Here is a 25,061-nt window from a genome sequence, read left to right as displayed (position 1 = left end):
CGTTTTTGTTGGATTTTTCATTGGATGAGTCAGATTTTTTCTGGCCGTTGCGAAGCGCCGACGGCATTTTTTGCGGGCCGGATGCTGAGCAAGTACACAATCGAAATCGCTGCGGTCCAAACGCCGCCTGCGTACAGGGAGGCGCGGCTTTCAGGGTCGTAGCCGAGCATGAAGAGCACGAAGGCCACGAACGCCAAGCACACGATCGGCGCGAGGGTTCGGAGTGGCATGGGGAACTCGGTGACGGCGCCGGAGCTTTTGATGCGACGCTGGAAGGCCATGTAGGTCAGGGCGATCATGCCCCAGGTCCAGGCGACGTTGAACGCCAGGATGGACATCATGTAACCGAACGCGCGGTCGGGCACGACATAGTTGAGCAGCACGCCAAAGGCCATGCACGCTACTGTCACATAGACAGCCGGTGCAGGAATGCCGTTGTCGCTTATCTTGCGCAGCGCCTTGGGTGCCTGCCCTTCATCAGCCAGCTTCTTCAGGATGCGCGCACCGCTGTACAAGATGCAGTTGAAGCTCGACAGCGCAGCGGTAATCACCACGAAGTTGATGATGCCCGCGGCTTCCTTGATGCCCAGTCGCTCGAAGGTCGTGACGAACGGGCTGCCTTGCGTGCCGATCTGGTCCCACGGGTAAATGGTAAGAATGACCGCAAGTGCAGCGACGTAGAACAGAAGGATTCGCCACAGCACCGAGTTGATCGCCCGCGGAATGGTTTTCTTCGGGTTTTCGGCTTCGGCCGAAGCGATGCCGATCATTTCCACACCGGCGAATGCATAGGCCACGATCGGCAACGACAGGAACATTCCGCTCAACCCATTGGGGAACCAGCCGCCATGCTGCCAGAGGTTGGAGAAACCGATAGGGACGCCGCCATTACCCCAGCCGGTGACGATCATCAACACGCCGCCGACAACCAGCGCAAGGATCGTGACGACTTTGATGAGTGCGAACCAAAATTCAGCTTCACCGAACGCGCGGACCGCTAGCAGGTTCAGTGCACAGATCGAGACGATGGAGGAAAACACCCAGATCCATTGCGGCACGTCGGGGAACCAGACTTTCATGTAGATCCCGACTGCTGTGGACTCTGCGACGCCAACCCCGACCATCAGGATCCAGTAGTTCCAACTCGAGAGAAAACCTGCATACGGCCCGAGGTATTCGTGCGCATAGGCTGCAAATGAACCAGACACCGGGTTGTGAACGGTCATTTCACCCAGCGCGCGCATGATCAAAAAGATGATGCCACCGCTGATTATGTAGGCCAGGAGAACAGATGGCCCAGCCGATTTGATGGCTGAAGCTGAGCCCAAGAACAGGCCGACCCCGATAGACATGCCCAGCGCCATGAATGCAATCTGGCGTGAGCTGAGAAGTTTATTCGCCATGTTGTTACCGCCTAGTATTAGCCTAATTGTTTTTCGAAATTAGCTTCATTCCGGTCAGCAACGACCCAGAAAGCCCGCCCTTGCCAGCTGACTGCACGCAACGCTGCTTCACTACGCAGAGACCTTCCCCGACTCTTTCGCCTGACCCCACTCCTTGCACCCGGCCCTTGGAAACCTTCGTTTCCTGGTGACCTGACTGAGCTGGAACCTGCGCTCGCGAAGCGTTGCCCTTCTCTCTCAAAGAGAGAGGCGTATTACGCAAAATTTGCGTATACGCGAAGAATGCATGAAACTACCTTCCGTCAGCTTAATCAAGCTTTATTTGCGTATACGCAAAAATAAAGGGACGTACCGTTCGTCCGAGATGACAAAGCGTCGCGAGGGAAAACGGGGAAGGAAGGGGCTCAGCGGGCGTAGCGCAGGAAGCGCTCAGGCGGGAAGAAGCAAGGCTTACAGCGGCTCAGGCTCATCATGCCCCTGGCGCGCCAGCATCATGTGATCGCTCTCAGCGGTAATCACACCCACGATCTTGGCCAACTGCTTGCTGACACTGATGTAGGCATGGCCGATGCGGCTGTCGAAGTACAGCGAGTCGCCTTTGTTCAAACGGCTGACTTCACCGGTGTCGAAATGAACCTCGACCTCCCCGGACAGGACGTAGATGAACTCGACGCCGGCATGGCTGGCGAAGTCCTCGGGGCCATTGATCTTGCGGGCGTGGACAGTGCCCAGGACCGGGTTGATGGGCTTGCCCGGAACCGAAGTGGCGAGGAACTCGTAGGTGAACGACATACCCTTGTAGGCTACGCCCTCCCCCGCGCGCGTGATCACCGACCCCTGGTGAGGTGGCGCCTGGTCGTAGTCATGCGAGAACAAGGTGCCGATATCGAGCTGCAGCGCTTGCGCCAATGCGGCAACGTTTTCATAGCCCAACGCCAACTGGCCACGCTCAGCACGCGAGATGGTGGTGATGGAAACATTCGAGCGCTCGGCGACTTGCACCAGCGTCCAGCCACGCTGCTTGCGCGCCGTGCGCAGGCGCACACCCAGTGTTTCGGGGTTGAGCAGATTGGGGGATGTGGCGACTTGCGCAGGCTTGCTTTTCACAACAACTCCTTGGCTAGCGAGCATTCTAGCACCGGGACAAAGGTGATAGGCGAAAACTTCGCATTTAAGCAAAACGCAGCCTAATGCGTGTGACTGTTTTTAGATCGTTCAAACTTTTGTTCACGCAAATCGCCATAAGGGCGGTCACTGCCGACTGCATCCAAAGCCATGCAAACCATTTCCATACACCTTAGAGGCGAACTTGCACAGATGATTCTTCATCGGCATGGGCGATTCGGCTTAGAGAAACCAAATCACTTGCTCCAAGACAGTTTTTTCGAGACGAGACGCTTCCTAATACGATCTGAATCCAGTTCAAAAATTTTCAAACCTATATCACCTCTATGAACGCCTACCTGTATCGACTGCAGTTGAAATTTTAGCGTGCCTGCACTTCGCTTAGCACGCTCATCATTTGAGAGGATCTAAGTATGTATAACTCTGGCCCAAGTTGTAACTCTGGACGCATCGTCACGAAAAATATTGGCAAACAAGCATGTGGTTTGATCGGTGCCGCAGGCTGCGCCACCAGCGGTGCAGCTGGCGTTCTGTCCGGCGCCGAAGCTGGAGCTGTTTTAGGTGTCGCCGGAGGCCCAATAGGCATCGCAATCGGGAGCGTCGCTGGGGCGATTTTAGGGGGACTGTTTGGTGGGGGCGCTGGCGGTGTCGCCGGGGCCACGCTCGGTGAACAGATCGACGACAAGGTACTGAACAACTACCAATGCCCGGAGTGCGGTAACAGCTTCAGCGCTAATCGCTAACTCATCGAGTCAGCCCCTGTTTCTCGTGCAAACAGGGGGCCACCTTTTGTCAAAGGACCTATTCCCATGGCTCATCTCATTGAACAAATGGCTTATATTGGCGCAACTCCCTGGCACGGTCTGGGTAGTCGCCTTTCTCCAAAACAACCCATCGAAATCTGGCAACGCGAAGCGGGTATCGACTGGAAGATCCAGGACAGCCCGGCGCATTTCAAATCCTATAGCATCGGTGCACTTGGCTCAATTCACACTTTCCCTGCCCAGAAGGTTCTCTACCGCTCCGATACCAATGCCCCGTTGTCCGTCGTTTCTCAGCGCTACCAGGTCGTGCAGCCGCACGAGGTCTTGGAGTTCTATCGGGACCTCACTGAAGTCTCGGGCTACGAGTTAAAAACGGCCGGCGTACTCAAAGGCGGTCGCAAGTTTTGAGCGTTGGCACGCTCTGGCCAACGTACGACCTTGAAAGGCAACGATCAGGTCGATGGTTATCTGCTGCTGGCCACCTTCTGAGAGGGTACATTGGCTATCACGGCCACACCCACCGCTGTGCTGGTCGTCTGCAACAACACGCTGACGATCGCCCTGGACAGTACGACCAAGGTGATCAAGGTGCCACACAGCACGCGATTCGATCCACAGGCGGTGAAAAAGCAACTCAGTATCGCCGTCTCGCAATGGGACGACTTCATGCACCGAATGCGTCTGCTGTCTGAACGCAAAGTTCAGCGGCATGAAGCCATGAGATTCTTCATAAACGTGCTGTGTGATGCCAATCCGAACATGCCACTACCGGTAATACTTCCCAACGAGCGGGCGATACGCAAGGTGCTATGCCTGTATTAAGGTCAGGGCCGCGGGTCAACCCTGGAGTCAGCTCAAGGAACCGCCTGGGGCTTGCTCAACGCCGTGACGGAATACGTCGACCACGAGCGCCGGGCGAGAAACATCGAGTACCGCATGGGCTCTACCTGGTTCGGGCAAGGAGCACAGCTCAAGCAACGGGCGCTGGAGGCGGCGCTACAACTTGCAGCTTAGGCCTAGTTTTCACTGTCCTCATCAACCCCTTCCCCATTCTGTTCTTCCACTCCCTAAACGCCTGATCAGCTTCGTGCTGATCAGGCGTTTTTTATGCCTCAAGGAAATGATTCTGAGCAGTCAATCCCACTACATCTCAGAACTAAACCCCGCCCTGCCTTACGCTTGATCGGCACCAAACAACTTCCGCGTGAGGACTGGTTGACCGTGCGCAAGCAAGGCATCGGCAGTTCGGATGCCGCCGCTGTGGGCCTGAACCCTTATAAATCACAGCTGGAACTGTGGATGGAAAAACCCGGTGTGACACCTTACTAACCATGCTCAATCCGCAGGATGAGGAAAGCCCCCAGTACTGGGGCAACATCCTGGAACCGATTGTCGCATCCCATTACACCCGGCGCAGCGGTCATCGGATCCGTCGGGTCAATGCGGTTCTGCAGCATACTGATCCCAAACTGGCCTAGATGCTGGCCAATATCGACCGTGAGGTTAACCGTGACTGCTGGTTGCTGCATCCCCTAAACGAAGAACTGCGCAATGGCCAGGACGGCAAACTGCGCAGCATGCTGCTCTACAACGAGCCGGACCTCTACTTTCGGGCTGACTACAATCTGTTCGACCGTAACACTGGACGGCCGCTGTGCGTCGGCAATGGTGAGACCTGCAAGCGCCTGACAAAGGATGGTATTCAGTCGTTGCCCTGCCCTTCACCGGATGGCTGCTCACTGGCTCAAGGCGATGCCTGCAAACTTTACGGCCGGCTCAACGTGGTGATTGGCGATGACGATCCACGGGGTAGTTTTGTCTTTAGCACCACAGGCTACAACAGCATCCGCACCCTGGCAACGCGACTGCACTATCTGCAAACCATCTCCTGCGATCGACTGGCCTGCCTGCCGCTGGGGTTGCGTCTTCGTGATAAGTCCTCTCGCCAAAGCCACGGTGTACCGATTTTCTACGTAGACATCACGGTACGCAGCGGTCTGGGCATGGAGGATGCTTTACTTGCAGCCAAGCAATTGGAGGAAACCCGCCAAGCCGCTGGCTTTGACCAAAGCGCCTTAGATCAAGCGGCACGGCAGGGCTTTAACAACGGGGCCTTTGGGACACCATGGAAGACACCGGTGCCATCGTCGAGGAGTTCTTCCCTCTCATTGAACATCACCCCGGCCATATAGAACTCCCCCCCTCCACCGGCAGCGCCTGCCAAACCCTCACCTGCCCCGAAGCTGGAATCGCGAGCCTCGCAGCACAAAAGCAGGCTCTCGGTTCAGTAGCCACCAGCTCTTCTGCCTTCTCCCCTATTCGCTCAGGAATACCCGAATGAAATACCACAAGCTGATAGCCGGTGAAACAACCGGAACTTTCGTCATGGAGTCTCCGGTAGAGCACAATGCCGCGGCCTTAATTGTGGTTCATAACCATCCCTCCGGTGACCCGGAGCTCAGCCAAGCTGATCGAACCCTTACGACCCCCCTCAAGAACGCTCTCAACCTAGTTGGTACCCGGATATTGGATCATGTGGTGGTGGGTCATGAAGGTTGTGTTTCGTTAGCAGAACGAGGTTATCTGTAACTCCGAGGTCACTGCGGCCGACAAACTTCCTTGGCCGATACCGAGGGGCTATCGGCACTGTTAGCTCTCACTTAATTTTTTGTATGCCCCCTGTACTTTGCTCCGACCGCAGCCAAAGCCATGGCTGGAGACAATCCACATTAGGCTACTGTAGGAATCCGTCGATTGTGCTGGCGCGATCATGACGCTGCGGAAGAGACGGTTAAGTAGGGGGGGGTCTAGCCTCGATGTGTATTTAATAACCTAAAGAAAGCGGCTGCTCTCAAAGTTGAAAATTACCTTAAGAAATAACTCCATAAAACCTAAAAGACTGCCTCACTTGCAAGCAGAGTGAGTTCTCAGGGAAGAATGATCTAAATGTCTAATGAAAGAGTGATCCATCCGCCTTTGCTTGAGCACGCAAAATTACCGCAGCCACTGACCGCTGGCGAGCAACAGGTTTTTCAGATGTTCAACCAGAGTCTTACGCCCGATTGGGAGATTTACATCCAGCCCCATTTGAATGGCTTACGCCCGGATTTCGTTCTGTTAAATCCGAAGGTTGGCATCGCGGTGTTCGAGGTGAAAGACTGGAATCTGAACGCCATGAGGTACTTCACAAAGTTGGATGAACGGGGACATCCGACGCTCTGGGCTGAGAAGGACGGAAAAGAATTCTGCCTCCAGAGCGAGAATCCTGTCACCAAGGTAAATCTTTATAAGAAGGAAATTTTCGACCTTTATTGCCCACGTATTCAGTCAGAGAGAGGATGGGCAACCATTACCGCGGGGGTCATCTTCCCTTTCGCAAGAGTGGAGCAGGTCAAGGGCCTCCTGTCTCCTTTCTTAAAGACTAAGCAAGGTGACGATCACGCAAAATATCAACCAGTCACCGGTTTCAGCGAAATTTCAACAGGAAATATGGAGCTCGTATTCCCGGAAGCCAGCCGCAGCCACTCCTTTCTCATGTCAGAAAACTTGGCCAACGACCTACGCGGTTGGCTTGTCGAGCCGGACTTCTCATCGACGCAAAGGGCGCCTCTGACCTTGGATCGTAACCAGCGGTCTTTAGCCGAAACTCGCACTGAATCCGGCTATCGTCGGATCAAAGGGCCGGCAGGCTCGGGAAAGTCCCTCGTGCTTGCGGCACGTGCCGCGAGGCTTGCTAACGAAGGCAAGTCTGTACTGGTCGCTACTTTCAACATCACGCTTTGGCATTATTTACGTGACTTCATCGTTCGCGACCTCAATACACCAAAACGGATACGGAATGTTCGATTCACTCACTTCCATTTGTGGTGCAAGCATGTCTGTTATGAAGCGGGATGGGAACAGAGGTATGACGCTCTGTGGGCCAACGGCCGAGAGGATGCTCTGAATATCGAATTGCCACTTTTGGCAGCAGAGGCTGTCATGCAGCCTGGAACTTCACGATATGATGCCATTCTTGTTGACGAAGGGCAGGATTTTCGCCCGCTGTGGTGGGATGTATTGCGCAAGGCCTGCAAACCGAGCGGAGAGATGCTCTTGGTCGCAGATGCGACGCAAGACATTTACGGGACTGCTCAAGCGTGGACAGATGACGTGATGAAGGGAGCCGGATTCCCAGGGGGACGCTGGGCGCAACTTAGTGTCAGCTACAGATTGCCTCCAGATGCGTTACACCTTGCACGCAGTTTTGCGGAGATGTTCCTTCCTCAAGATGTGGTCGATTTACCGCAGCCAGATCAAGGATCACTTGATCTGTACCCGTGCCACCTTCGCTGGGTGCAATGTAGCCCGGAGAATGCCAAGGTCGTTTGTTCGGACGAAATCCTCGCCCTGATGCATCAGACCGGAAAAAACGGTTTGGCCAATGCTGACATCACCATGTTGACCGGAAATATGGCATCTGGAGCCGAGGTAGTAAGTCGTCTCAATGAATACAATATTCGGGCTGTTGATACGTTTGGTTCTGACCATCGCCGCAGGAAGATGGGCTTTTATATAGGCGATGCCAAGCTCAAGGCAACCACCTTGCATAGCTTCAAGGGATGGGAGTCTCGCCTACTGGTCGTCTATGTGACAGAGGCTGCAAATGCGCAAAGCTTGGCGCTAGTCTACGCAGGCCTGACGCGGCTGAAGCGGAGCCAAGAAGGAAGCTGGCTGACGGTCGTTTGTTCCGCGCCTGAACTGAACAGTTTCGGAACGTATTTCCCAGACTACGCTATTGGCGGCTAATGGCTAATGAGGAGATAAACAGTGAGCCGAGGGGGATAGTCATCCAATCGATACATCTCCTGACTATAGATCCGACTGGTCACGGTAGGGATGGCAGTTACCTGCCATCCCGCTGAAACGTGCGTGCTACGCTGATAAAAACCATTGAATAGCTTCTATCCTTACGTCCTGCAGTCATTCCTTCATCTAAAATTCCTCTTCGGGAATTGCACAGCGAATCCCATTTGCCATGATTCACTCGCTTCGGCCAGGAAGCGCCAGAGACTAAGTTTCGACCGCCTAGGGTAAGCGTCCGCGCAACTCACCTTGCTATTCTACCCCCAAGCAGTTCCGCGATTACATGGTGCAGAGTCGCTGTTCACGCCGACGATGAATTGACCTACGTGCCGAGACAAGACTGCCCCATCTCCAAACCTTCAAGAGTCCAGCACAGACAAAGATTCGCGAGGAGTCAGACTGGGTCAGTGAAATCTCAGCAACTGGGGAAATTCGGCGTAGGCACCAACAAATCATTAAACTGAAGAGCAAGCACTGAATCAAGAAATAGGCATTTCTGTAACTATTTTCACGCGTTCTAACGGAAACATGCTTGCTCAACATTAGTGTAATGCTGAAATACGCATCGATACGTTAGCCTCTTTTCCATTTCTTCAGCCACTGGGTAGCGAGGTAAGTAGATTTTTAACTTCTGCCAACGTTGGTGCATAGGCTCCGGTATGTCGACACGATATGGACGCGCAAGCAGTTGAAAAACGCAGACGCTCCTTCAGATCTGTGATTCCCAGCAAATCTGCAGCCAACCAACCTGCCATGCTCGCATCGCCCGCGCCCACAGTATCGGCAACGTCCCCAGGAATCGCGGGCTGTTCGTATTGACGGTCCGACGTATGAAGAATCATTCCGTCTGCACCTCGGGTGAACAGGATCTGCGCCCTAGAGTTGAGCGCACGTAACTCATCCATGGCCTGATGTTCGGTCAATCCGGGATAGAGGTGACGAAGGTCTTCATCGGACAGCTTGATCATGTCAGCCAGGGCGGCCATCGTTGGGAAAGTGCTCTCCCGGTAATATCTGTCCATCAAATTGCGCCAGTTCGGATCAAAGCTAATTCGTTTGCCAGCGCGTTTCACCTGTTCGGCGAGGCTGACCAAACGATCTCCCAATGGCTGTCGAGCCAGACTGATGCAGCTAAAATGACAAACTTCGGTATGGTCAAGCCAACCTTGCGGCAGCAGGCCCGTATCGAAAAACAGATCGGCATCCCCGGCAAAAAAGTACCTAGGCGGGCGGCTTGACGGAACGATGGCGACTAAGGGCTCTCGGTCCACTCGTTGTATAAATCGCATATCTAGCCCTGCCACCTCTGACTGTAGGGCTATCTCGTCGCCCAACGAGTCCGTACTGACAGCCCCTGCAAAGGAGCTGCTGACACTCAGGCGACTGAGCGCTCGTGCAACGTTCCAAGGCGCACCGCCCGAAAAACCCTGCCACTGTCCGGGTACGCCCTGGACAATGTCAGTCAGGGCTTCACCAAATACGATTGCCCGAGGCAAGACCATCGTCCTTTCCTTTCTGATTAAAGAGATTTCTCGGCCGACTGGCCTTACACAATGGGTTCTGGAGAACCGCAGGGAATGGTGAGAACTTTTTCCAACGTCTGTGTCACTCCCACATCCCGCAAGCTGTTGTAGCACCATTCAAACGCCGCCACGAACTCTGGAGAGTTAGGAATCTGCACACCAAAAATCTCCTCAACTGTCAGCAATCGCTGAGTGATTAATGCATCATCGGCCACCAATACCTGACAAAACGCCGCCCGCGGATCCGCAATCAAGTAAATATCGCCATTCTCCTCCACCCCTTTCAAATACATAGCCCAGGCCGCCACCACCAGCGCCGCGCGCCGGGTATCCCGACCCTCGGCAATCAAGCGGTTGATGGTCGGCACGGTGAACTTTGGAAGCTTCGACGAGCCATCCGAACACACCCGCTCCAGCTGATCGGCAATCGCCCGATTGGAGAAGCGTGAGACCAGGGTGTTCTGGTATTCGGTCAGGTCGATTCCCGGCACCGGCGCCAACTGCGGGGTCACATCCAGCTCCATGTAAGCGCGTATGTAGCGTACGAATAGCGAGTCATTCATGGTCTCATGGACGAACCGGTAACCCTTCAGGAACCCCAGATACGTCAGGGCCAGATGGCTGCCGTTGAGCAGCTTGATCTTCATCTCTTCGTAAGGCGTGACATCGTCGGTAAATTGCACACCGACCTTTTCCCAGGCCGGGCGCCCGTTGACGAACTTGTCTTCCAGCACCCATTGCGCAAAGGGTTCACAAACCACCGGCCAGGTGTCGTCAACACCGTGCTGGTCGGCCAGTTGCAGGCGATGTTCAACGCTGGTCATCGGTGTGATGCGGTCGACCATGGCGTTGGGGAAGCTGACGTTAGCCGCGATCCAGCCCGTTAGATCGGCATCGAGCAAAGCGGCAAAGGCCAGCAAAGCCTTGCGGGTCACGGCGCCGTTGTGCGGCAGGTTATCGCAGGACATCAAGGTGAAGGCTGGCGTGCCGGCGGCACGGCGTTTGGCCAGAGCGGCGCAGAGAAAGCCGAACACCGTTTTCGGGGCCGCCGGGCTGCTCAGGTCGTGCTGAATCTGCGGCAGATCGGCCATGAATTCGCCGTTGCTGTCGTCGATGCAATAACCGCCTTCGGTAATGGTCAGCGACACGATGCGGATTTGCGGGTCGGCGAGTTTTTCGATCAGTGCCTGGGCATTGTCCTCAGCCAACAGCATGTCGCGAATCGAGCCGATTACCCGCACTTCGGTGGCGTCGTTGTCTCCCAGTTCGAACAGGGTGAACAGACAGTCCTGGCCGTGCAGGTGGTCGTGGGCACGACGGTCTTCGCCGCGCAGGCCGACGCCGCAGATTGCCCATTCGAGGCCTTCGCCCAGGTTCATCAGCGCATCGGTATAATACGCCTGGTGGGCGCGATGGAAGCCGCCGACGCCGATATGGGCGATGCCCTGACGGGTGTCGCTCAGGTTGTAGGCGGGCAGAATCACCTCTGGGGCGAAACGGTTGAGGTTTTTTTTAGTGAGTTTCATACAGGATCCCTGAAATCAGGCGGCAGCGCGCAGTGGTCGGGTAACAGCCACGCCGTTGTCATCGAACAAATGGCAGTGGTCGGCATTCAAATGCAGGCTCAATGTTTCGCCGTAGCGGCTGGCTAGGTCGCCAAGCACGCGCATGGTCAAGGCCTCGCCGGACGCCGTGCGCATGTGGCAGAACGTGTCGCTGCCCAGATGTTCACCGACGTCGGCAGTGACCTGCAAGGTGCAGTCACCAGGCATGGCCAGTTCTAAATGCTCCGGGCGAATACCTTGAGTCACCGCGCCACTGACGCTCAGGCTGGCGCAGCTCACTCGCAATGTGATGCGGGTGCCGGCATCCAGCAAAACTTCACAGCCCTGGCGCTCGACAAGGCTGACGCTGCTCTTGAGAAATCCCTTTTTCGGCGTGTCGAGAAAACCGGCGACGACCAGGTTGGCCGGCTGGTGGTAACGATCCAGACGCAAGCTGACCTGCTCTATCCTGCCACCATTGAACACCACTACCTTATCGGCCATGGTCATCGCTTCGACCTGATCGTGGATCACGTAGATCATGGTCGCTCGCAAATCCTTGTGCAGGCGTAGCAGTTCAAGGTGCATCTGCACCCGCAGCGCGGCGTCGAGGCTGGACAGTGGTTCATCGAACAGGAAAATTTTCGGGTTGCGCACGATGGCCCGGCCAATCGCAACGCGTTGCCGCTCGCCCCCGGACAGTTGCTTCGGCTTAAGCTCAAGCATCGGCCCGAGTTCGAGAATACGTGCCGCTTCACTGACTTTTTTTAACACTTCGGCTTTTGGCACCCCGGCTAGGTCGAGGGCAAAGGACATGTTCTTGCGCACGCTCATGTTCGGATACAGGGCGTAGGCCTGGAACACCATCGCTAGGTCGCGCTTGGCCGGGCTGACTTCGGTGATGTCGCGGCCAAGCGCGATGGTGCCGCCGCAGACTTCCTCAAGGCCGGCAATCAGCCGCAACAGGGTGAACTTGCCGCAGCCCGCGGGGGCGACGAAGACCACAAACTCCTTGTCGGTCACTTCCAGGCCGATGCCCTTGATGATGGAAAAGCCTTCGAAACGTTTTGGCAGATTCTTGATTTTCAGTTTGGCCATGGTGGGCCTCCATTTGAACTTATTTGGTGCGCCGTGCAGGATTTTTGTGGGGGCGAGCCTGCTCGCGACTATCCTTCAGACAACGGGTTATCATTGACATCTATTGCGAGCAAGCCCATTCCCACAAGGGGATTTATGAACAGCGGGCTTATTTCACTGCGCCGAAGGACAAACCGCGCACCAGCTGTTTCTGGCTGATCCAGCCAAAATTCAGGATCGGCGCGCAAGCCAGGGACGACACGGCGGACAACTTGGCCCAGAACAAGTCTTCGGGGCTGGAGTTGGAGGCGATCAGCGCAGTTAACGGCGCAACGGCCAACAAAGTCAGGCTCAGCGACTAAAATGCCTCGTTCCAGCACAGGATCAGCGACAGCAACATGGTGGAGGCCAGGCCGCCCTTGGCAATCGGCAGCAGAACGCGGACCATCTCCTGCCAGAGGGTGCGCAATCCAGGGGGCAGCTTCGAGGATGTCCTTGAAGTAGGTGTAAACCATCCACACCACAATCGGCAGGTTGATCGGGTCGTAGGGGTCAGCGAAAAGTACAGGGTCATGCCTAGCGGCACGATCATCCACAACAGCAACAAGGCTACCGAGGGACTGACCAGAAACCGGCCAAGTATGGCCACGCGACTTAATATCCGGGTGAGCTTTGGCATTTGAAATATTCATGGCGTAAGAACCGAGTCGTGTAGACCAGTGAGTTCCAATGTGGGAGCGGGACTGCGTGGTTATTTCGGATACTCAGCGCGCTTCATCTCCCGTTCGGTGGCCTGCTGGGCAGCGGCCAGGGCCTGGTCGATCAGCGCCGAGAACAACAATTTGCCGACCTAGATGCCAATGCCCAGGAACTCCGGGATGATCACTAACTGAATGCCGATGTACTGCACCGGTTTGGCGCTCGGCTTGCTCGGGGCCGCGGCTATGAGCAACTCCAGCGTGACTCTGACAAATGGCGCGGCGTTCAAGCACGCCTCGCTGTAGGCCGAGGCTCGGCTACCGGGCGGCTCGTTGGCGACGCCATCTTTTCCGCGACCAACGCCCCGAACTCCTTGAACGTAGCCCAGGCACTGAAGGTTTTTGCCGCCTCCTTGGCCTTGTAGCTGGTAGGGATCGCCAATACCCAGAAGTACAACCAGGCCGAGCCTTTGTCGGTAACCTCGTGGGGCGCATGGCTCAAGCCGACGTGGTCGCTGACCTTGCTTTGGTTCTTGTCGGTGACGAACGAGCCGGCGACACTGGCATCGACCCAGATTACGCATTTTTCGCTGTTGAACAGCGCAAGGTTTTCGTTGAGACCGTTGCTTGACGCCACCTGTGTGCCGGATTTTTTCATGGTGTTGACGTTGTTTTCGTATCTTTCGACGGTTGGCAGAATATGCGCTAATTACAGACTTCAATTGCGGGTAAAACAAATCATCCTTCGCATTTAGATTGATATTATTTTGCACTTAATTTTACAGCGAACGACACAGGGAAGGGCTGTACAGCGATGACAGACGATCGAATTCGTATAGGTTATCGGGTTGAAATACAGCGCTCGTGGGAGCGAACTCAACTTTGGTTTTGCTCGGTCAACCGCTGCACCACCAACCGCCGGTAATGCGAAGGCGTCATGCCCTTCTGCTGCTGAAAGCGCCGGTTGAAATTGGAGATATTGTTGAAGCCTGATTCGAAGCACACGTCAGTCACCGATTTAACGCCACCGGCCAGTAGCTCGCAAGACTTGCTGATTCGCAGGCGATTGACAAACTCGATGAAACAGCGCCCGGTGGCCTGCCTGAACACCCGGCTAAAGTAGGTCGGTTTCATGCCCAGGTGCTCAGCCACTTCCTCCAGCGGCAGATCCCGGGCGTAATGGGCAAAGATGTAATCCACCGCTCGATTGGTACGATCGATGTGGTGCTCGTCGGCCAATTGCAGCGTCGTCGCACCTGATAAAAGTTGATAATCTTCGCAGGCGGCGAGCAACTCCAGGAGTATGAAAAAGTGTCCGAGGCGGGTCATACCTCGGGTGCTGGCAATGCATTGCATAAGGTCCATCGCCATGCCAATCGTGTGCTTGCAACGAAACTCGATGCCGTACTGCGCACGCTTCAACAGCGGCACCAGGATCTTGAGCTCGGCAAACACCTGATGGCCTTTGTCGAACAGTTCATCGGAGAAGTTGACCAACATGTCGCGCTTGGGCACCACTTCACCTTCGACAATCTAGCTGATCCAGTTGTGAGGTAGGTTGGGGCCAGTCAGGAACAGGGTTTGCGGATAGAAATTGCCGATGTAATCGCCGATGAACACTTTGCCGGAGCTCGCGACTATCAGGTGCAGTTCGTACTCCTTGTGGAAATGCCAGCGCACCAGCGGGCAGGGAAATCCGTGCTGGCGATAGGCGATAGATGATGGACAACCCGTTGTGGTCGTCCATCAGCTCGAAGGAAGGGTCAGTAATTTTCGCTGAGCGGGTCACATTAGACTGCTTTTTGTTTTATTGCATCTTACAAGGTCTATTTTCGCGACAGTTATAGCCACACCATTCATCCAATCGCGCATATGCCACAGAGTAACAACGCTTAGCCTAACGGGCTAACAAGCATGATAAACTATAGGAGAGCTTCTAGGGATAGCCTGAAATAGCCAAGCATTTCTAGCTTTCTTCAGATACCGTCAGCTTTGAACACAACGATGGATCAAAAACGATCAGATCACCGGTTAATTTCTGGATTTTTTAGCCACCGCAAGCACCCCGTAGACACACCTCACCAACACCCGCCAGTAAATATCTACGCTTTATCAACAGACTCGATAACATGAACGGCGGCACCAACAGTGCCGCAGCTTTGCCCATACCACGAAAAAGCTCCTCACATGACTGAATTAGCACCTAATTGCCCAGAACGGAGCTCAACCTTCGCTCTGACGGCACTAGCTTTGCTTCTTTGATTTAGCATTTGGTTTCGTACGGAATACAGCGTTTGCCCAGCTTCCCGTACACGCCACGCCGGGCATCAATCTACCACATGGCGACCTTAACGCTCAGAGCGCGTTCTACTCCGGTTCCAGCAACCGACGGAAGTTGTAAATAATAATTTCATACGCGCCTCCTTCAACGCCAGAACGCTGTAGCCGACCAGTTTTGCATCAAATGAATACGCAGCATCGTCATCAGAGGATAGGTCGGACGCTAATCACTCCCCTTCGGATGATGCGGCTCGATCAGGGCAAATAAATCCTTACACAGGACGATCCTATCCATCTCGGCGGGAATAATACTTTGCGGCCTGCTTGCGCACTCCAAAGTACTCGGCAGGGGCAAAGGCAATTTGCTTCATCGGAGAGGTAGCGGGTGAAGTCCCGCCATTTTGCCAAGCTCAAGAAATCTCCATCAGAGTTCCCCTAGGAACCTGCCGTCCAATACTTGGGCACGTCATCGCATTTTTCAACCGACGATCAACGGGACATGCTATTTCCTCGCGGCGTCTAATCTTCTTTGCAAAAAGCTCTGATTGCGCGCATTAGCTCCAGCAACAGCCGCTCTTGGGCGCGGAAATCCGCACGCTAGCTAGCTGTCAGTATTCGACCAGTATAGCTCGCGACAAACGCATGCCGCAGAAGAGATCGCAGATCATCCTCCACTTCATTGAACCATCGCACCATACCTTAGCCCCCGAGCAACGCCAGCAGATCAGCAACAAGCTGATCATGCGTCCGCAACCGGACGAAGACATTTCCTTGCACGGGATGACGAAGGAGCAGGGCCTGTATAAGGGCATGCAATTATGGAGCGGCTCCAATTCCCCAACTACAAAATAGTATCAGTTTTCGTGCTCATACTTAGTAGCAGTTATCTTTTACACGATGAGATCCTTGCAGTATTACCTGCCGATTTCGCTACAGCCTCTTCGGCGTTGTTTAACTTACAAATACAATAAAGGAAAGCGTTATGGCCACTCGCCAAGCGTCCCGAGGGCTGCTGTTCGGCATGCCTATATGTCTTATCTGGGGTTACGTCGCCATTGCCCTATTTATGTCTGGGGATGGCATTGAACTCGCCTTCCTGTCTCGTTACATTGTCGATCTCGGTTTCTCCCCCACCCGAGCATCCTTTCTTTTTACTGTTTATGGTCTGCTCGCCGCTTTGTCCAGCTGGAGTTCCGGCGTGCTGGCCGAAACCTTCGGTCCGCGTCGAATCATGTTGATCGGCGTCGTGGCCTGGCTGATCTTCCATGCGTTATTTCTGACGCTCGGCCTGAGCGCACAGAACTACCCATTAATGGTGCTTTTTTATGGAATTCGTGGGCTTGCTTACCCCTTGTTCATCTACGCATTCCTGGTCTGGATTGCTCAAGTGACGCCCGGGGCCCGCCTTGCTTCAGCGATGGGTTGGTATTGGACCATGTATTCCATCGGTATCGGTTTTCTCGGGATGTATCTGCCGAGCCTGAGCATTTCGCGGATTGGCTTTATCGGTACACTTTGGATGGCAACATTGTGGGTCGCGCTGGCTGCGGTATTGATTGTGTTCGTAGTTGAGGATCAAGGCAAGGCACGGGAAGGCACGCCGGCAAGCTTCGCCGACCGTTTGCGCGACCTGAGCCGAGGGGTGACCATCCTCTTCGATCAACGCAGCATTTTGATTGCAGCCATTGTACGGGTCATCTGCAACCTGACCTTGTTTGGATTCCCTGTGATTATGCCGCTTTACCTCACTTCGGAAGCCGTAGGCTTCACCATGGAGCAATGGTTGTATCTGTGGGGGCTGATGTTCGTTGTCACCATTTTCACTAACGTGATGTGGGGATGGATCGGGGACCGAATCGGCTGGCTTTGGCAGATGCGTTGGTTCGGCTGTGTTGGCTGCGCGCTGGCGACCCTGGCTTTCTATTACTTGCCTCTGATGTATGGCGCTCACTTCGGACTGGCCAGTACCGCCGCAATTGCACTGGGTATTTGCGTCTCAGCGTTCGTTCCCATTGGACCTGTATTTCTTGCCATTGCCCCGGAGCAGCAAGGGGCGGCTATGTCCGCCCACAACCTCGCCGCTGGAATGTCGAACTTTATGGGGCCGGCCATTGCAACGCTAACGATTTCCTGGCTTGGAGTCCAAGGGGTGGTGTGGGTCTATGCTTTGCTGTATCTGGTGGGCGCGGTATTGACATGTTGTATTCGAATCGACCAGCCAAAGCTTCAGACGGACGAGGAGCCAGCCTGTCATTTTTCAACTCACGCGACTGCCAACGAAGTTATTTTAACGAGGAAATAGTGCCAAGCAGTTATAATCTTCAATAAACAGAGCTAAAAAGAAGAGAAGAGTTATATTGACCTAGCTGCAATTATGAAGAACACTAGTAAATACTATATCTATGCGACGTGATGGCAAAAACTTATGCACCCAACCATCACGCCTTACGCGATTAAACCGGTTGCCATTTGTGCGACAACCACTAATCGATCTCACACGCCAATTGAGAGGCAGGCGTGTGAGCCATAAGCATATGGATGATACTCACTCACGAAGGACTTCAATCAACTTGCCGCAAAACGTCGCAAAGTCGAAAGTTCGTCTGAATGCATCAGTATTTTCGAAAAACAGGTTTGATAGCATCTTGACGAGCGTGCTCGGCGGCTTTTCTGTTTTAAGCGCGCAGCTCGCCCGCCCCATCAGCTGTTTTCGAGCCATCCACGGTTTTGCTGGGTGTACAGTGTGGTCAACTGAGCCGTATTCTTCGTCAGGTAAGAAAGCTTCGGACAAGTTGATCAAGAACATTGGTCGTCCGCTCCACCCAACCCAACGAGCCATCGCAGCGACGCCCGGGCCGACGGTTTTATGTCGCCATCGCCAACAAATGTAGTCACTAAGGTGCGTTTCGTGTTCAGCTGGATATTCAACATTACTTCGTCAAGGATGAGCGAGCATTTCTGCCCACCTGTAGCTCCTACGGTGAGGTAAACAACCAAGGGGGCACTCTATTGACTGATCACGCACTCATAAATATCCATTGCTGATGGTGATTTACAGCAGCCTACTTCAAAAGGCCTCCGTCACCACCGCATCACGTCAAAGGTCGCGTCGCGAAGTCGAAAAAGCCACTGATTTTAGGTGTCAATCTGCGGTCGGGTGTGAAGAGTAAATGCAAGGGCCGACTCGGCGGCGGGTAGTCGGGCGGCAACGCGATCAGTTCACTTTGCTGCTATGATTTGCGCATAAGCTCCACGGGTTGAAGCATTCTGCCCAATCCGGCCAGCGCACAGAAGTGGCTCGCCGCGATAAACCGGCTGCCCACCGGAACAGTAACCTTCCCTTCAGCTGCGTTAAACATCCAATGGGTGCGCAGCTCAATATATGAAAACCCCGGGCACTCATGGGACTGAGGGTCCCACGGTATTCAATCGCAGGCTTGCCTTTCGAGTAAGACGGCACGCCACACAGAATGAACCTTTAGGGCGTCGACGGCCTACGACCAGGCCGCTGTCCGAGAGCCACCCATCGGCCGCCCCCCCTCCTTTGATCTATTGCCATGCCGACTGGACAGAACAATAGCGACTGGAAGCAGGGGTTTTCACCACCTCGCCTGAACGCATGATCGCGCCCGCGTCAACATGGCGCCTACCAGCAGATTGATTTCGGAAAGCCGGAGGGGGATTGAGCGGGCCACAGCCCAAGGATCACCCTACTTTCACACGTCGTAAGCCTGAGGCAGGCTTTGTGAACGTCGACATGGCGCTTGCGGAGCCATGCTTTTTGATCATGCCACGAACGATTGGCGAGACGTCATTCAATTCAAAATTGATGTTTCAACGGCGATTTTCACAGGGAAGTACAGCGATTGGCTGGGCAGTCTGCAATGGATGAGCCATGCCATCAATGACGCGGCGCTGCATGTTTACAGCAAAGCCGAACCAGGCAACCTTCAAGAATCCGGAGAAATTCCCGTCGATCTGTTGGCGCTTCTGAACACTCCCTGAGTCAAGCCCGAGCCCTCTCCTAAAAGCAGCGCGGTCGCAAGAAAAGTCCGCGACAACACCTTGTACGCCAAGAGTGCGACGCTCTATTGCCCAGCTGAATGCTCCTTTTTATCAACCGGGATTTTTTTGAGCCGCTGTAGTGGCCAATCCATCCCGGACACGGTTTTGAGTTTTTCTTCAGCTTTCGCCGGAGCCAGTCCATCGTTGAAATGATGAAGTCGGATCCAGTTTTAGTGGCTCATCAGGTATTGGCCAATGTCTCATTGAGCTTGCTGCCCGGTCAGGTAGCCCGTGGTTGGTATCCACACTGATTTCAAGCTGCGAAATACGCGCTCCATCGGTGCATTTTCCCAGCAGTTGCCTCGGCGGCTCATGCCCTGGCGAATGCGGTAGCGCCACAGTCTCTGGCGGAACTGACGGCTGCCATATTGCGATCCCTGATCGGAGTGGAACAGTAGCCCTTGAGGCTTTCCACGTCGTTCGTAAGCGACGTCCAGCGCTTTGACCACCAGGTCTCCATCCGGCTTTTCTGATAAGGCCCAGTCAACCACTCTGCGTGCATAGAGATCCAAGACAACTGCCAGATAGTGCCATTTGCCCTGTGCCCAGACGTAAGTGATGTCTCCACACCAGACCTGATTTGGCGCTTCGACATCAATCGCTCGGTTCAAGGTATTCGGAATATCTGGCCGCTCCGCTGTGGCCATTTTGTACGCATGTGATCCTGGCTGCTTGCTGATCAACGCCAGCTCACGCATCAGGCTGCGTACCTTGAACCGCCCGATTTGCTTACCCTCTTCTTGCATCATTGCCATGATGGTACGGCTGCCGGACGCACTTCGACTTCTCGTGAACAACTCATTCACTCCTGGGCAACCGCAGTCGCTCAACGTCCGGAGTTCGCCTTAATTAACGGGCTCATGATCGCTGAGCTGGCGGATCAGCGCGTACGCTCGAGATCTTCCGACATCAAGAGCGCGGTAGCCTTTTTTAGTATCGATTTCTCGCGTTCAAGGCGCGTGATCCGGGCTTCCAACTCTTAAATTTTTTGCTGCTCTGTCGTCAACGCTTTGCTGGCCGGCGTAACGCCGCCGCGCTCCTGCTGAAGCTAATTACCCCATCGGCGCAGTGCCGACTCGACCAAACCGAGCGAACGGGCCGCTTCGGCATGGCTGTAACCTTGATCGAGCACCAAGCAGGCAGCTTCGCGCTTGAACTCAGGGGTAAAGGTACGGTGCTGCTTGGTCATCGGAAACCTCTCTGTGGCGAGCATTCTTGCCTAAATGGGTGTCCGGGGTTAGTAGACCGCTACAACCAGCCTCGTCAAAATTATCGCTCTCCTGAGCATTTAAGCCAGCATGACCTACTTGTCACATGTCGTTAGCCGAGAAGTGGCTTGTGTTCACGCGAAGCTCAACATATCGTCAAACGCTGATAGCCATCGCGAAACGCGTCGATGGTCAGAATCCGCCGCTTTGCGAGAGCCTGGAGTCTCGCGTTTCAAAAAGGGGGCTAGCCCGAAGTTGCTGACTGATACTTTAGGAAATATAGCGGTAGTAATCTCACAAATCTTTCACATCGAAGCGAATATCGTTATCTGAGTTCCGAGCCCCCCCCCTTTAAGACCGCTCCTCCCATTGCGGGCATTTCTTTGTCTGAAATTCGCCAAAGGCGCTTGTGGCCAGGTGATCTAAGCTTCATCAATGAATAGGTCAGGCTCCCCTGAATACTCACCGCACGGCATCCCTTTGTAATGGTCAAGCCGAACTCTAGACTGGCGGTCCTAGCTTGTTGGGTGTCACTAGATAATAATCGCTATACTTAACAATGCCTTAACATTGAATGGCTGTAATGCAATCTCCTTTGGAAGCATCCCTTTTGCCCGTTCCCGCGGGCTTTTTTTGAGCTCTGTTAGGAAATGCACGAGCAAACCGTCTTGCAGGATTAAGCCGGAAGCCACCTTTGCGGCGGCAGCGCTGCAATCTCACCTGCCCGCTGCGTAGGCGGGCTTGTCGGTACATCCTTCAGGTATGCATCGGGATCATGCCCACTGCTCCGGACCGATTGAATCAAACTTATGATCGCATCGCCGCGTTTGCCGCTGCGTAGCGACCCTGCAAAGAGCTAGGCCTTACGCCCCGGCGCCCAAGGCAGTACCTGGTTCTTACACCAATTATTATCAATGGGCACGGCCCGGTCATCGCGGTAGCGCCATAGCGCCATCCAGCGTTTCAAGCTGTTATCCAAGGCTTTGCCATTGGTCGAACCGTTGTGCACGGTATCGCGCAGGGCAACCATCAAGGCACACAACACACCCATCACCGGAACTGCCTTTTCTTGCAGTATTCGGCGGCATATGTCCGATTCCAGACCCTTGATTTCCTCCTCGCTCTATTACAGCGGCTGCATGTAACGCAACTTGCAGCGACTCCAGTTCCGCCTCAATGGCAGCGAAATCGGTACCGATCAGATCGTCTGAGTCAACCAACCTGTTCCGGGCTCATTTGCTCCTTACGTTTGGCGAACTTGGAGTGCTTGAGCTGGGCGATCTCGTGGCTGAATTTTTCGATCACCGTTTTGTCGTGATCGCTCTTCTTGTCCATGACCTGGGAGGTCTTGCCCATCGTTTCGAACTGCTCGTCGAGCCCCGAGACGCGTTGCAGCAAATGCTCCGCAAATGCACGCAATTGTTCGGGGTTCAGTTGGTAGAGGTAGGGGATCAAAGTTATGCAGCCGATCTTGCCAGATCAGCGTAAACACAACGATAGGCTGATCAGACAATTACGCAACCGGACAGGGGATGGTTCAGCTTAGAGGATGGAAATTGCGTTTCCGAGGCCAACTCTCTGCCTTGGCAGACCCAGTATCAAAGCGTGCAGCTGTCAGGTGCTCAGCTCCATTTGTGAACCGTGAGGCATACCAGACCAAGCGAGCTTGCCCAGGTGGAGCCGCCGTGCCGCCAACCCGATGCCCAATCCGTTGCGCACCAGGTCTTTCATGCGGTTAGCGCGGCAATTGGCGAATAGATAAGCATAGTGCGGCTGCGCCGCACCGAACACTGAAATCACTCGGGCACTGACGGCGCCGGTGCCTGCATGCATGTCCATCGGCTCGGTGGTGAGCCAGGTGATACCGATGCGAATCATCGCAACAGCTCTCGAAGAAAGTTCGTGCAGATGGCAGCTTTTTCCACTGGCCAATTCATCTTTATGGGAGTGCGCGGTGCAGGATTGGAAAACTGATACCGGACGGCTGAGCACGCGTTCCAGCATCAAGCATCTGAGGATGCAGCGGTATGAACGTAGGCTGAAGAGCCAAGGCTTTTTGATTCTACAACCGAATCCATTTGTGGACGACGTTGGCATTGAGGCTGTAGCTCAAGACGATGTTTGCGGTGGAGGCCTGGGTTCGGAGCACTTCCAATGACCTGGGCTTTGAAAGATTTGCTGTAGGTACGGCGTTGAGGGCGCATAAAAAATTCGCTTGATGGATCAAATGGTACAAACCGGGGACATCGTTTACATATCTAACCGGGGACATGGTTTACAGGTTAATACGCATGATCAGGAGGTAACTGATCATGCCCTGGAACCAAGAGTCCTCTATGGATCAACGAATCAAACTGGTCATCGACTGGCTTTCTGGTGATTTCACCAAAAGCCAATTAGCTCGGCGCTTCGGCGTCAGTCGACCGACTGTCGATAAATGGATCTCCCGTCACGTTGAAGGCGATTTAAAGTCGTTGGCGGAGTTATCGCGACGACCTCATACCAGCCCAAACAAGACTGACGATGAGATCTTGGCTCGCATAGCGGCGATGAAAGAAGCCCACGATAAGTGGGGGCCGAAGAAGATTGTCAGGCTATTACGACTCGATGATCCGTCAGTCGCCTGGCCATCGCCCAGCACGGCAGGCCAATGGCTTGACCGGCTTGGTCTCGTCAATAAACGGCGCTTCAAGCGACGGCACAGCAGCGCTCACAGGGAAATGCGCGAAGCCAACGAACCTAACAAGACGTGGTGCGTTGACTACAAAGGGCAGTTCAAGATGCTCAATGAACAGCTGTGCTTTCCTTTGACCGTTACAGATCACGCGTCTCGGCTGATTTTGGCGTGTAGAGCCCACCCCAGGATCATGACCCAGCCTGTCAAACAAACATTCGAGAGGCTATTTCAAGAGCACGGAATGCCGGAAGTCATTCGCTCAGACAACGGCGTCCCCTTTGCTTCTCCAGGCTTGGCAAGAATGTCCACACTGGCAGTTTGGTGGATCCGCCTGGGTATCTACCCGGAGCGAACCATGCCGGGAAGGCCTACCCAAAACGGCCGGCACGAACGGATGCATCGTAGTTTGAAGCTTGAGCTGCCGCTGGGAAAAAACCTGGTTGAACAGCAGCTTTTACTAGAACACTTTCGACATGAATTCAATTACATACGTCCTCACGAGGCACTCGGCATGAAGCGCCCAGGAGAGATATATGTGCCGTCTACTCGACCTTATCCAGGATGCCTACCGGATGTGGAGTATGCAGCGGAAATGAAAGTACGAAGCGTCAGACAGAACGGCTCGATTATGTGGAAAGGAAAGTTGGTATTTGTGAGCGAAGCACTATCAGGAGAGCGGATCGCGCTCAAAGAGGTTGAAGATGATGTTTGGGATCTGTACCTGTGTGACTATCCCCTGGGGAGGCTTGGACGAGGCATGAGCCGCGTCCAAGCTTCAAATGTGTAAACGATGTCCCCGGTTTCAGATGTAAAGGATGTCTACGGTTCTACAAATATAATGTCCACTTAAGTGGACACTAGGGCTTTCGGCGGTTGTGTCAGGAAGATGTTTTGGTCGGACGGATACCTCTATTTACCGTTCTCATCCCAATAGATCGTGGGGGCTCCGCTTTGACTGCGCTAGTCATGTCCAAGCAGTGACAGCGGGCCGATAAGACAGTACTCGATTGCAGGATAAACCTTCTCCATTCATTCCCAGTAACATATCCCGCAAGCCCCATATCGTCCGCTACGCTATGTCTTTGCTTTTTGCGGCTGGGTAGAGGACTTGGTCGGACGGCTACGTATTTCCTGCTGAAACAGAATCATAGTTGCGCGAGGGTTTACTCGATCTCGTGCCCCCCCCATAAAATGACCGATCCGTGATATCCGCCCATTGCTGCGGGGCCGCTCATTCTGCGCGCTATCATCGCGCTCCGAGTACCAGTTGCCGACTCTGTCTCGCACCCTGGATGGACCCTCAGAGAAAGTGTCCATCGACGCCCTCCAGAGCAGTGTGAGTACGATCGACGATGGACTCGACATGGCGTATGGCAGCCAGCAAGCGCTAGCGAGCCGCATCGACGCTGTGTAAAGCAGGACAACGCAGGCCCAAGAAGCTGCAACTTACGTCATTCGTTCATTCGAAACTGCTGGCGATCTCTTGGTAGTGGAAGCCAACCTTGAGTCGCTTGACGGCAAACTGCAGAAAATGAGCATACCTCAGGCTCAAGCGATCCCAACCGCCCTCAAAGCCCCTCCCTATAAACCGAAACTCGCACCGATAAAAGCCCCGCCCATCCTGCAAGACCCTCAGCCTTTCAGCTGGTCGGTCTCGAACACCGAGGCGCAGGGCCCTTCCTGTCTATTACCCCCAACCGGAAGCACGCGATTGATTCATATCTACCTGACTCGGCCAGGCGAGGTGATCAGTGACAGCACCTGACGCCCCAAGGTAGTAGATGAGCGAAGAGAAAACCTTCGACGCCGGCGGACAACCAGAACCCAGTGCATCCGGCCATGAGTACAGCGT

The 25,061-nt window shown here is 54.4% G+C and carries 14 protein-coding genes and 11 pseudogenes; 10 read left to right on the top strand and 15 right to left on the bottom strand.

The genetic code is table 11. The features are described from left to right. Positions 1–29: 29 nt before the first annotated feature. Positions 30–1,403, bottom strand: coding sequence for an amino acid permease (locus tag ACW9IB_RS03545; protein ID WP_457412373.1), 1,374 nt, complete (start codon positions 1,401–1,403; stop codon positions 30–32). 450 nt (positions 1,404–1,853) lie between these two features. Further along, positions 1,854–2,510 (bottom strand): helix-turn-helix domain-containing protein, encoded by a 657-nt coding sequence (locus tag ACW9IB_RS03540; protein WP_457412371.1) that lies wholly within the window; start codon positions 2,508–2,510, stop codon positions 1,854–1,856. Positions 2,511–2,941: 431 nt separating this feature from the next. Between ACW9IB_RS03540 and ACW9IB_RS03535 the strand changes: the two genes are divergently transcribed. The 6 genes and pseudogenes from ACW9IB_RS03535 (at position 2,942) to ACW9IB_RS03510 (ending at position 8,080) form a co-directional block, all read left to right on the top strand. Continuing rightward, positions 2,942–3,271, top strand: coding sequence for a hypothetical protein (locus ACW9IB_RS03535; protein ID WP_457412368.1), 330 nt, complete (start codon positions 2,942–2,944; stop codon positions 3,269–3,271). Between the two features lie 66 nt (positions 3,272–3,337). Beyond that, positions 3,338–4,306 (top strand): annotated as a pseudogene (locus ACW9IB_RS03530) (DUF932 domain-containing protein). A 93-nt stretch (positions 4,307–4,399) separates the two neighbouring features. After that, positions 4,400–4,767 (top strand): annotated as a pseudogene (locus tag ACW9IB_RS03525) (lambda-exonuclease family protein); the annotation flags it as partial. 30 nt (positions 4,768–4,797) lie between these two features. Next, positions 4,798–5,583: pseudogene (locus ACW9IB_RS03520) on the top strand (recombination directionality factor); the annotation flags it as partial. Positions 5,584–5,677: 94 nt separating this feature from the next. After that, positions 5,678–5,881: a JAB domain-containing protein gene (locus ACW9IB_RS03515; protein WP_457412427.1), complete on the top strand. Its 204-nt coding sequence runs from the start codon at positions 5,678–5,680 to the stop codon at positions 5,879–5,881. 357 nt (positions 5,882–6,238) lie between these two features. Next, positions 6,239–8,080, top strand: a complete 1,842-nt coding sequence (locus ACW9IB_RS03510) for a UvrD-helicase domain-containing protein (protein ID WP_457412366.1) — start codon at positions 6,239–6,241, stop codon at positions 8,078–8,080. Positions 8,081–8,730: 650 nt separating this feature from the next. On the opposite strand, the gene ACW9IB_RS03505 is transcribed toward ACW9IB_RS03510, so the two are convergent. The 8 genes and pseudogenes from ACW9IB_RS03505 to ACW9IB_RS03470 all read right to left on the bottom strand — a co-directional run. Continuing rightward, a complete protein-coding gene (locus ACW9IB_RS03505) occupies positions 8,731–9,639 on the bottom strand; it encodes a carbohydrate kinase family protein (protein ID WP_457412363.1) in 909 nt (302 codons plus the stop codon). Between the two features lie 44 nt (positions 9,640–9,683). Next, positions 9,684–11,186, bottom strand: a complete 1,503-nt coding sequence (locus ACW9IB_RS03500; RefSeq protein WP_457412360.1) for a mannitol dehydrogenase family protein — start codon at positions 11,184–11,186, stop codon at positions 9,684–9,686. Between the two features lie 15 nt (positions 11,187–11,201). Further along, on the bottom strand, positions 11,202–12,302 hold the full coding sequence (locus ACW9IB_RS03495) for an ABC transporter ATP-binding protein (RefSeq protein WP_457412357.1): 1,101 nt from the start codon (positions 12,300–12,302) through the stop codon (positions 11,202–11,204). A 148-nt stretch (positions 12,303–12,450) separates the two neighbouring features. Beyond that, positions 12,451–12,829, bottom strand: a pseudogene (locus ACW9IB_RS03490) (carbohydrate ABC transporter permease); the annotation flags it as partial. Between the two features lie 5 nt (positions 12,830–12,834). Then, positions 12,835–12,960: pseudogene (locus ACW9IB_RS03485) on the bottom strand (hypothetical protein); the annotation flags it as partial. Positions 12,961–13,032: 72 nt separating this feature from the next. Continuing rightward, positions 13,033–13,646: pseudogene (locus tag ACW9IB_RS03480) on the bottom strand (sugar ABC transporter substrate-binding protein); the annotation flags it as partial. A gap of 209 nt (positions 13,647–13,855) precedes the next feature. Continuing rightward, positions 13,856–14,768 (bottom strand): annotated as a pseudogene (locus ACW9IB_RS03475) (AraC family transcriptional regulator). Positions 14,769–15,396: 628 nt separating this feature from the next. Then, positions 15,397–15,630, bottom strand: a pseudogene (locus tag ACW9IB_RS03470) (IS5/IS1182 family transposase); the annotation flags it as partial. A 205-nt stretch (positions 15,631–15,835) separates the two neighbouring features. Between ACW9IB_RS03470 and ACW9IB_RS03465 the strand changes: the two are divergent. Both ACW9IB_RS03465 and ACW9IB_RS03460 read left to right on the top strand, forming a co-directional pair. Continuing rightward, positions 15,836–16,087, top strand: a pseudogene (locus tag ACW9IB_RS03465) (glucose-6-phosphate dehydrogenase); the annotation flags it as partial. 154 nt (positions 16,088–16,241) lie between these two features. Continuing rightward, entirely contained in the window at positions 16,242–17,561 is a 1,320-nt protein-coding gene (locus ACW9IB_RS03460; RefSeq protein WP_457412355.1) for an MFS transporter, read from the top strand. A 243-nt stretch (positions 17,562–17,804) separates the two neighbouring features. Here the strand turns inward: ACW9IB_RS03460 and ACW9IB_RS03455 are convergent, their stop codons facing one another. Continuing rightward, positions 17,805–18,065, bottom strand: coding sequence for a hypothetical protein (locus ACW9IB_RS03455; protein WP_457412352.1), 261 nt, complete (start codon positions 18,063–18,065; stop codon positions 17,805–17,807). Positions 18,066–19,033: 968 nt separating this feature from the next. Here ACW9IB_RS03455 and ACW9IB_RS03450 point away from each other — a divergent pair. Further along, positions 19,034–19,264, top strand: coding sequence for a hypothetical protein (locus ACW9IB_RS03450; RefSeq protein WP_457412349.1), 231 nt, complete (start codon positions 19,034–19,036; stop codon positions 19,262–19,264). A 146-nt stretch (positions 19,265–19,410) separates the two neighbouring features. Here ACW9IB_RS03450 and ACW9IB_RS03445 read toward each other — a convergent pair. The 4 genes and pseudogenes from ACW9IB_RS03445 to tnpB form a co-directional block, all read right to left on the bottom strand. After that, a pseudogene (locus tag ACW9IB_RS03445) lies at positions 19,411–20,513 on the bottom strand (IS3 family transposase); the annotation flags it as partial. Between the two features lie 695 nt (positions 20,514–21,208). Next, positions 21,209–21,652, bottom strand: a pseudogene (locus ACW9IB_RS03440) (IS66 family transposase); the annotation flags it as partial. Positions 21,653–21,744: 92 nt separating this feature from the next. Then, complete coding sequence (locus ACW9IB_RS03435) at positions 21,745–21,987, bottom strand: hypothetical protein (RefSeq protein WP_016978928.1); 243 nt, start codon at positions 21,985–21,987, stop codon at positions 21,745–21,747. A 159-nt stretch (positions 21,988–22,146) separates the two neighbouring features. Further along, a complete protein-coding gene (gene tnpB, locus ACW9IB_RS03430; RefSeq protein ID WP_457412347.1) occupies positions 22,147–22,536 on the bottom strand; it encodes an IS66 family insertion sequence element accessory protein TnpB in 390 nt (129 codons plus the stop codon). Positions 22,537–22,844: 308 nt separating this feature from the next. Here tnpB and ACW9IB_RS03425 point away from each other — a divergent pair, with 308 nt between their 5' ends. Beyond that, the gene (locus ACW9IB_RS03425) at positions 22,845–23,996 is read left to right on the top strand and encodes an integrase core domain-containing protein (protein WP_457412344.1); all 1,152 of its coding nucleotides are present in this window, start codon (positions 22,845–22,847) and stop codon (positions 23,994–23,996) included. The last annotated feature ends 1,065 nt before the right edge of the window (positions 23,997–25,061 follow it).

Source organism: Pseudomonas sp. SDO524_S393 (assembly GCF_054071875.1).
Note: the sequence above shows the minus strand (reverse complement) of the source record. Positions and strands in the feature narration are given on the sequence as shown.

Coding starts and splice junctions, on each gene's coding strand:
- ACW9IB_RS03545 (WP_457412373.1), bottom strand. CDS start 1,403: ATGGCGAATAAACTTCTCAGCTCACGCCAGATTGCATTCATGGCGCTG.
- ACW9IB_RS03535 (WP_457412368.1), top strand. CDS start 2,942: ATGTATAACTCTGGCCCAAGTTGTAACTCTGGACGCATCGTCACGAAA.
- ACW9IB_RS03515 (WP_457412427.1), top strand. CDS start 5,678: ATGGAGTCTCCGGTAGAGCACAATGCCGCGGCCTTAATTGTGGTTCAT.
- ACW9IB_RS03510 (WP_457412366.1), top strand. CDS start 6,239: ATGTCTAATGAAAGAGTGATCCATCCGCCTTTGCTTGAGCACGCAAAA.
- ACW9IB_RS03505 (WP_457412363.1), bottom strand. CDS start 9,639: ATGGTCTTGCCTCGGGCAATCGTATTTGGTGAAGCCCTGACTGACATT.
- ACW9IB_RS03500 (WP_457412360.1), bottom strand. CDS start 11,186: ATGAAACTCACTAAAAAAAACCTCAACCGTTTCGCCCCAGAGGTGATT.
- ACW9IB_RS03495 (WP_457412357.1), bottom strand. CDS start 12,302: ATGGCCAAACTGAAAATCAAGAATCTGCCAAAACGTTTCGAAGGCTTT.
- ACW9IB_RS03460 (WP_457412355.1), top strand. CDS start 16,242: ATGGCCACTCGCCAAGCGTCCCGAGGGCTGCTGTTCGGCATGCCTATA.
- ACW9IB_RS03455 (WP_457412352.1), bottom strand. CDS start 18,065: ATGTTCTTGATCAACTTGTCCGAAGCTTTCTTACCTGACGAAGAATAC.
- ACW9IB_RS03450 (WP_457412349.1), top strand. CDS start 19,034: ATGCTTTTTGATCATGCCACGAACGATTGGCGAGACGTCATTCAATTC.
- tnpB (WP_457412347.1), bottom strand. CDS start 22,536: ATGCTGGAACGCGTGCTCAGCCGTCCGGTATCAGTTTTCCAATCCTGC.
- ACW9IB_RS03425 (WP_457412344.1), top strand. CDS start 22,845: ATGCCCTGGAACCAAGAGTCCTCTATGGATCAACGAATCAAACTGGTC.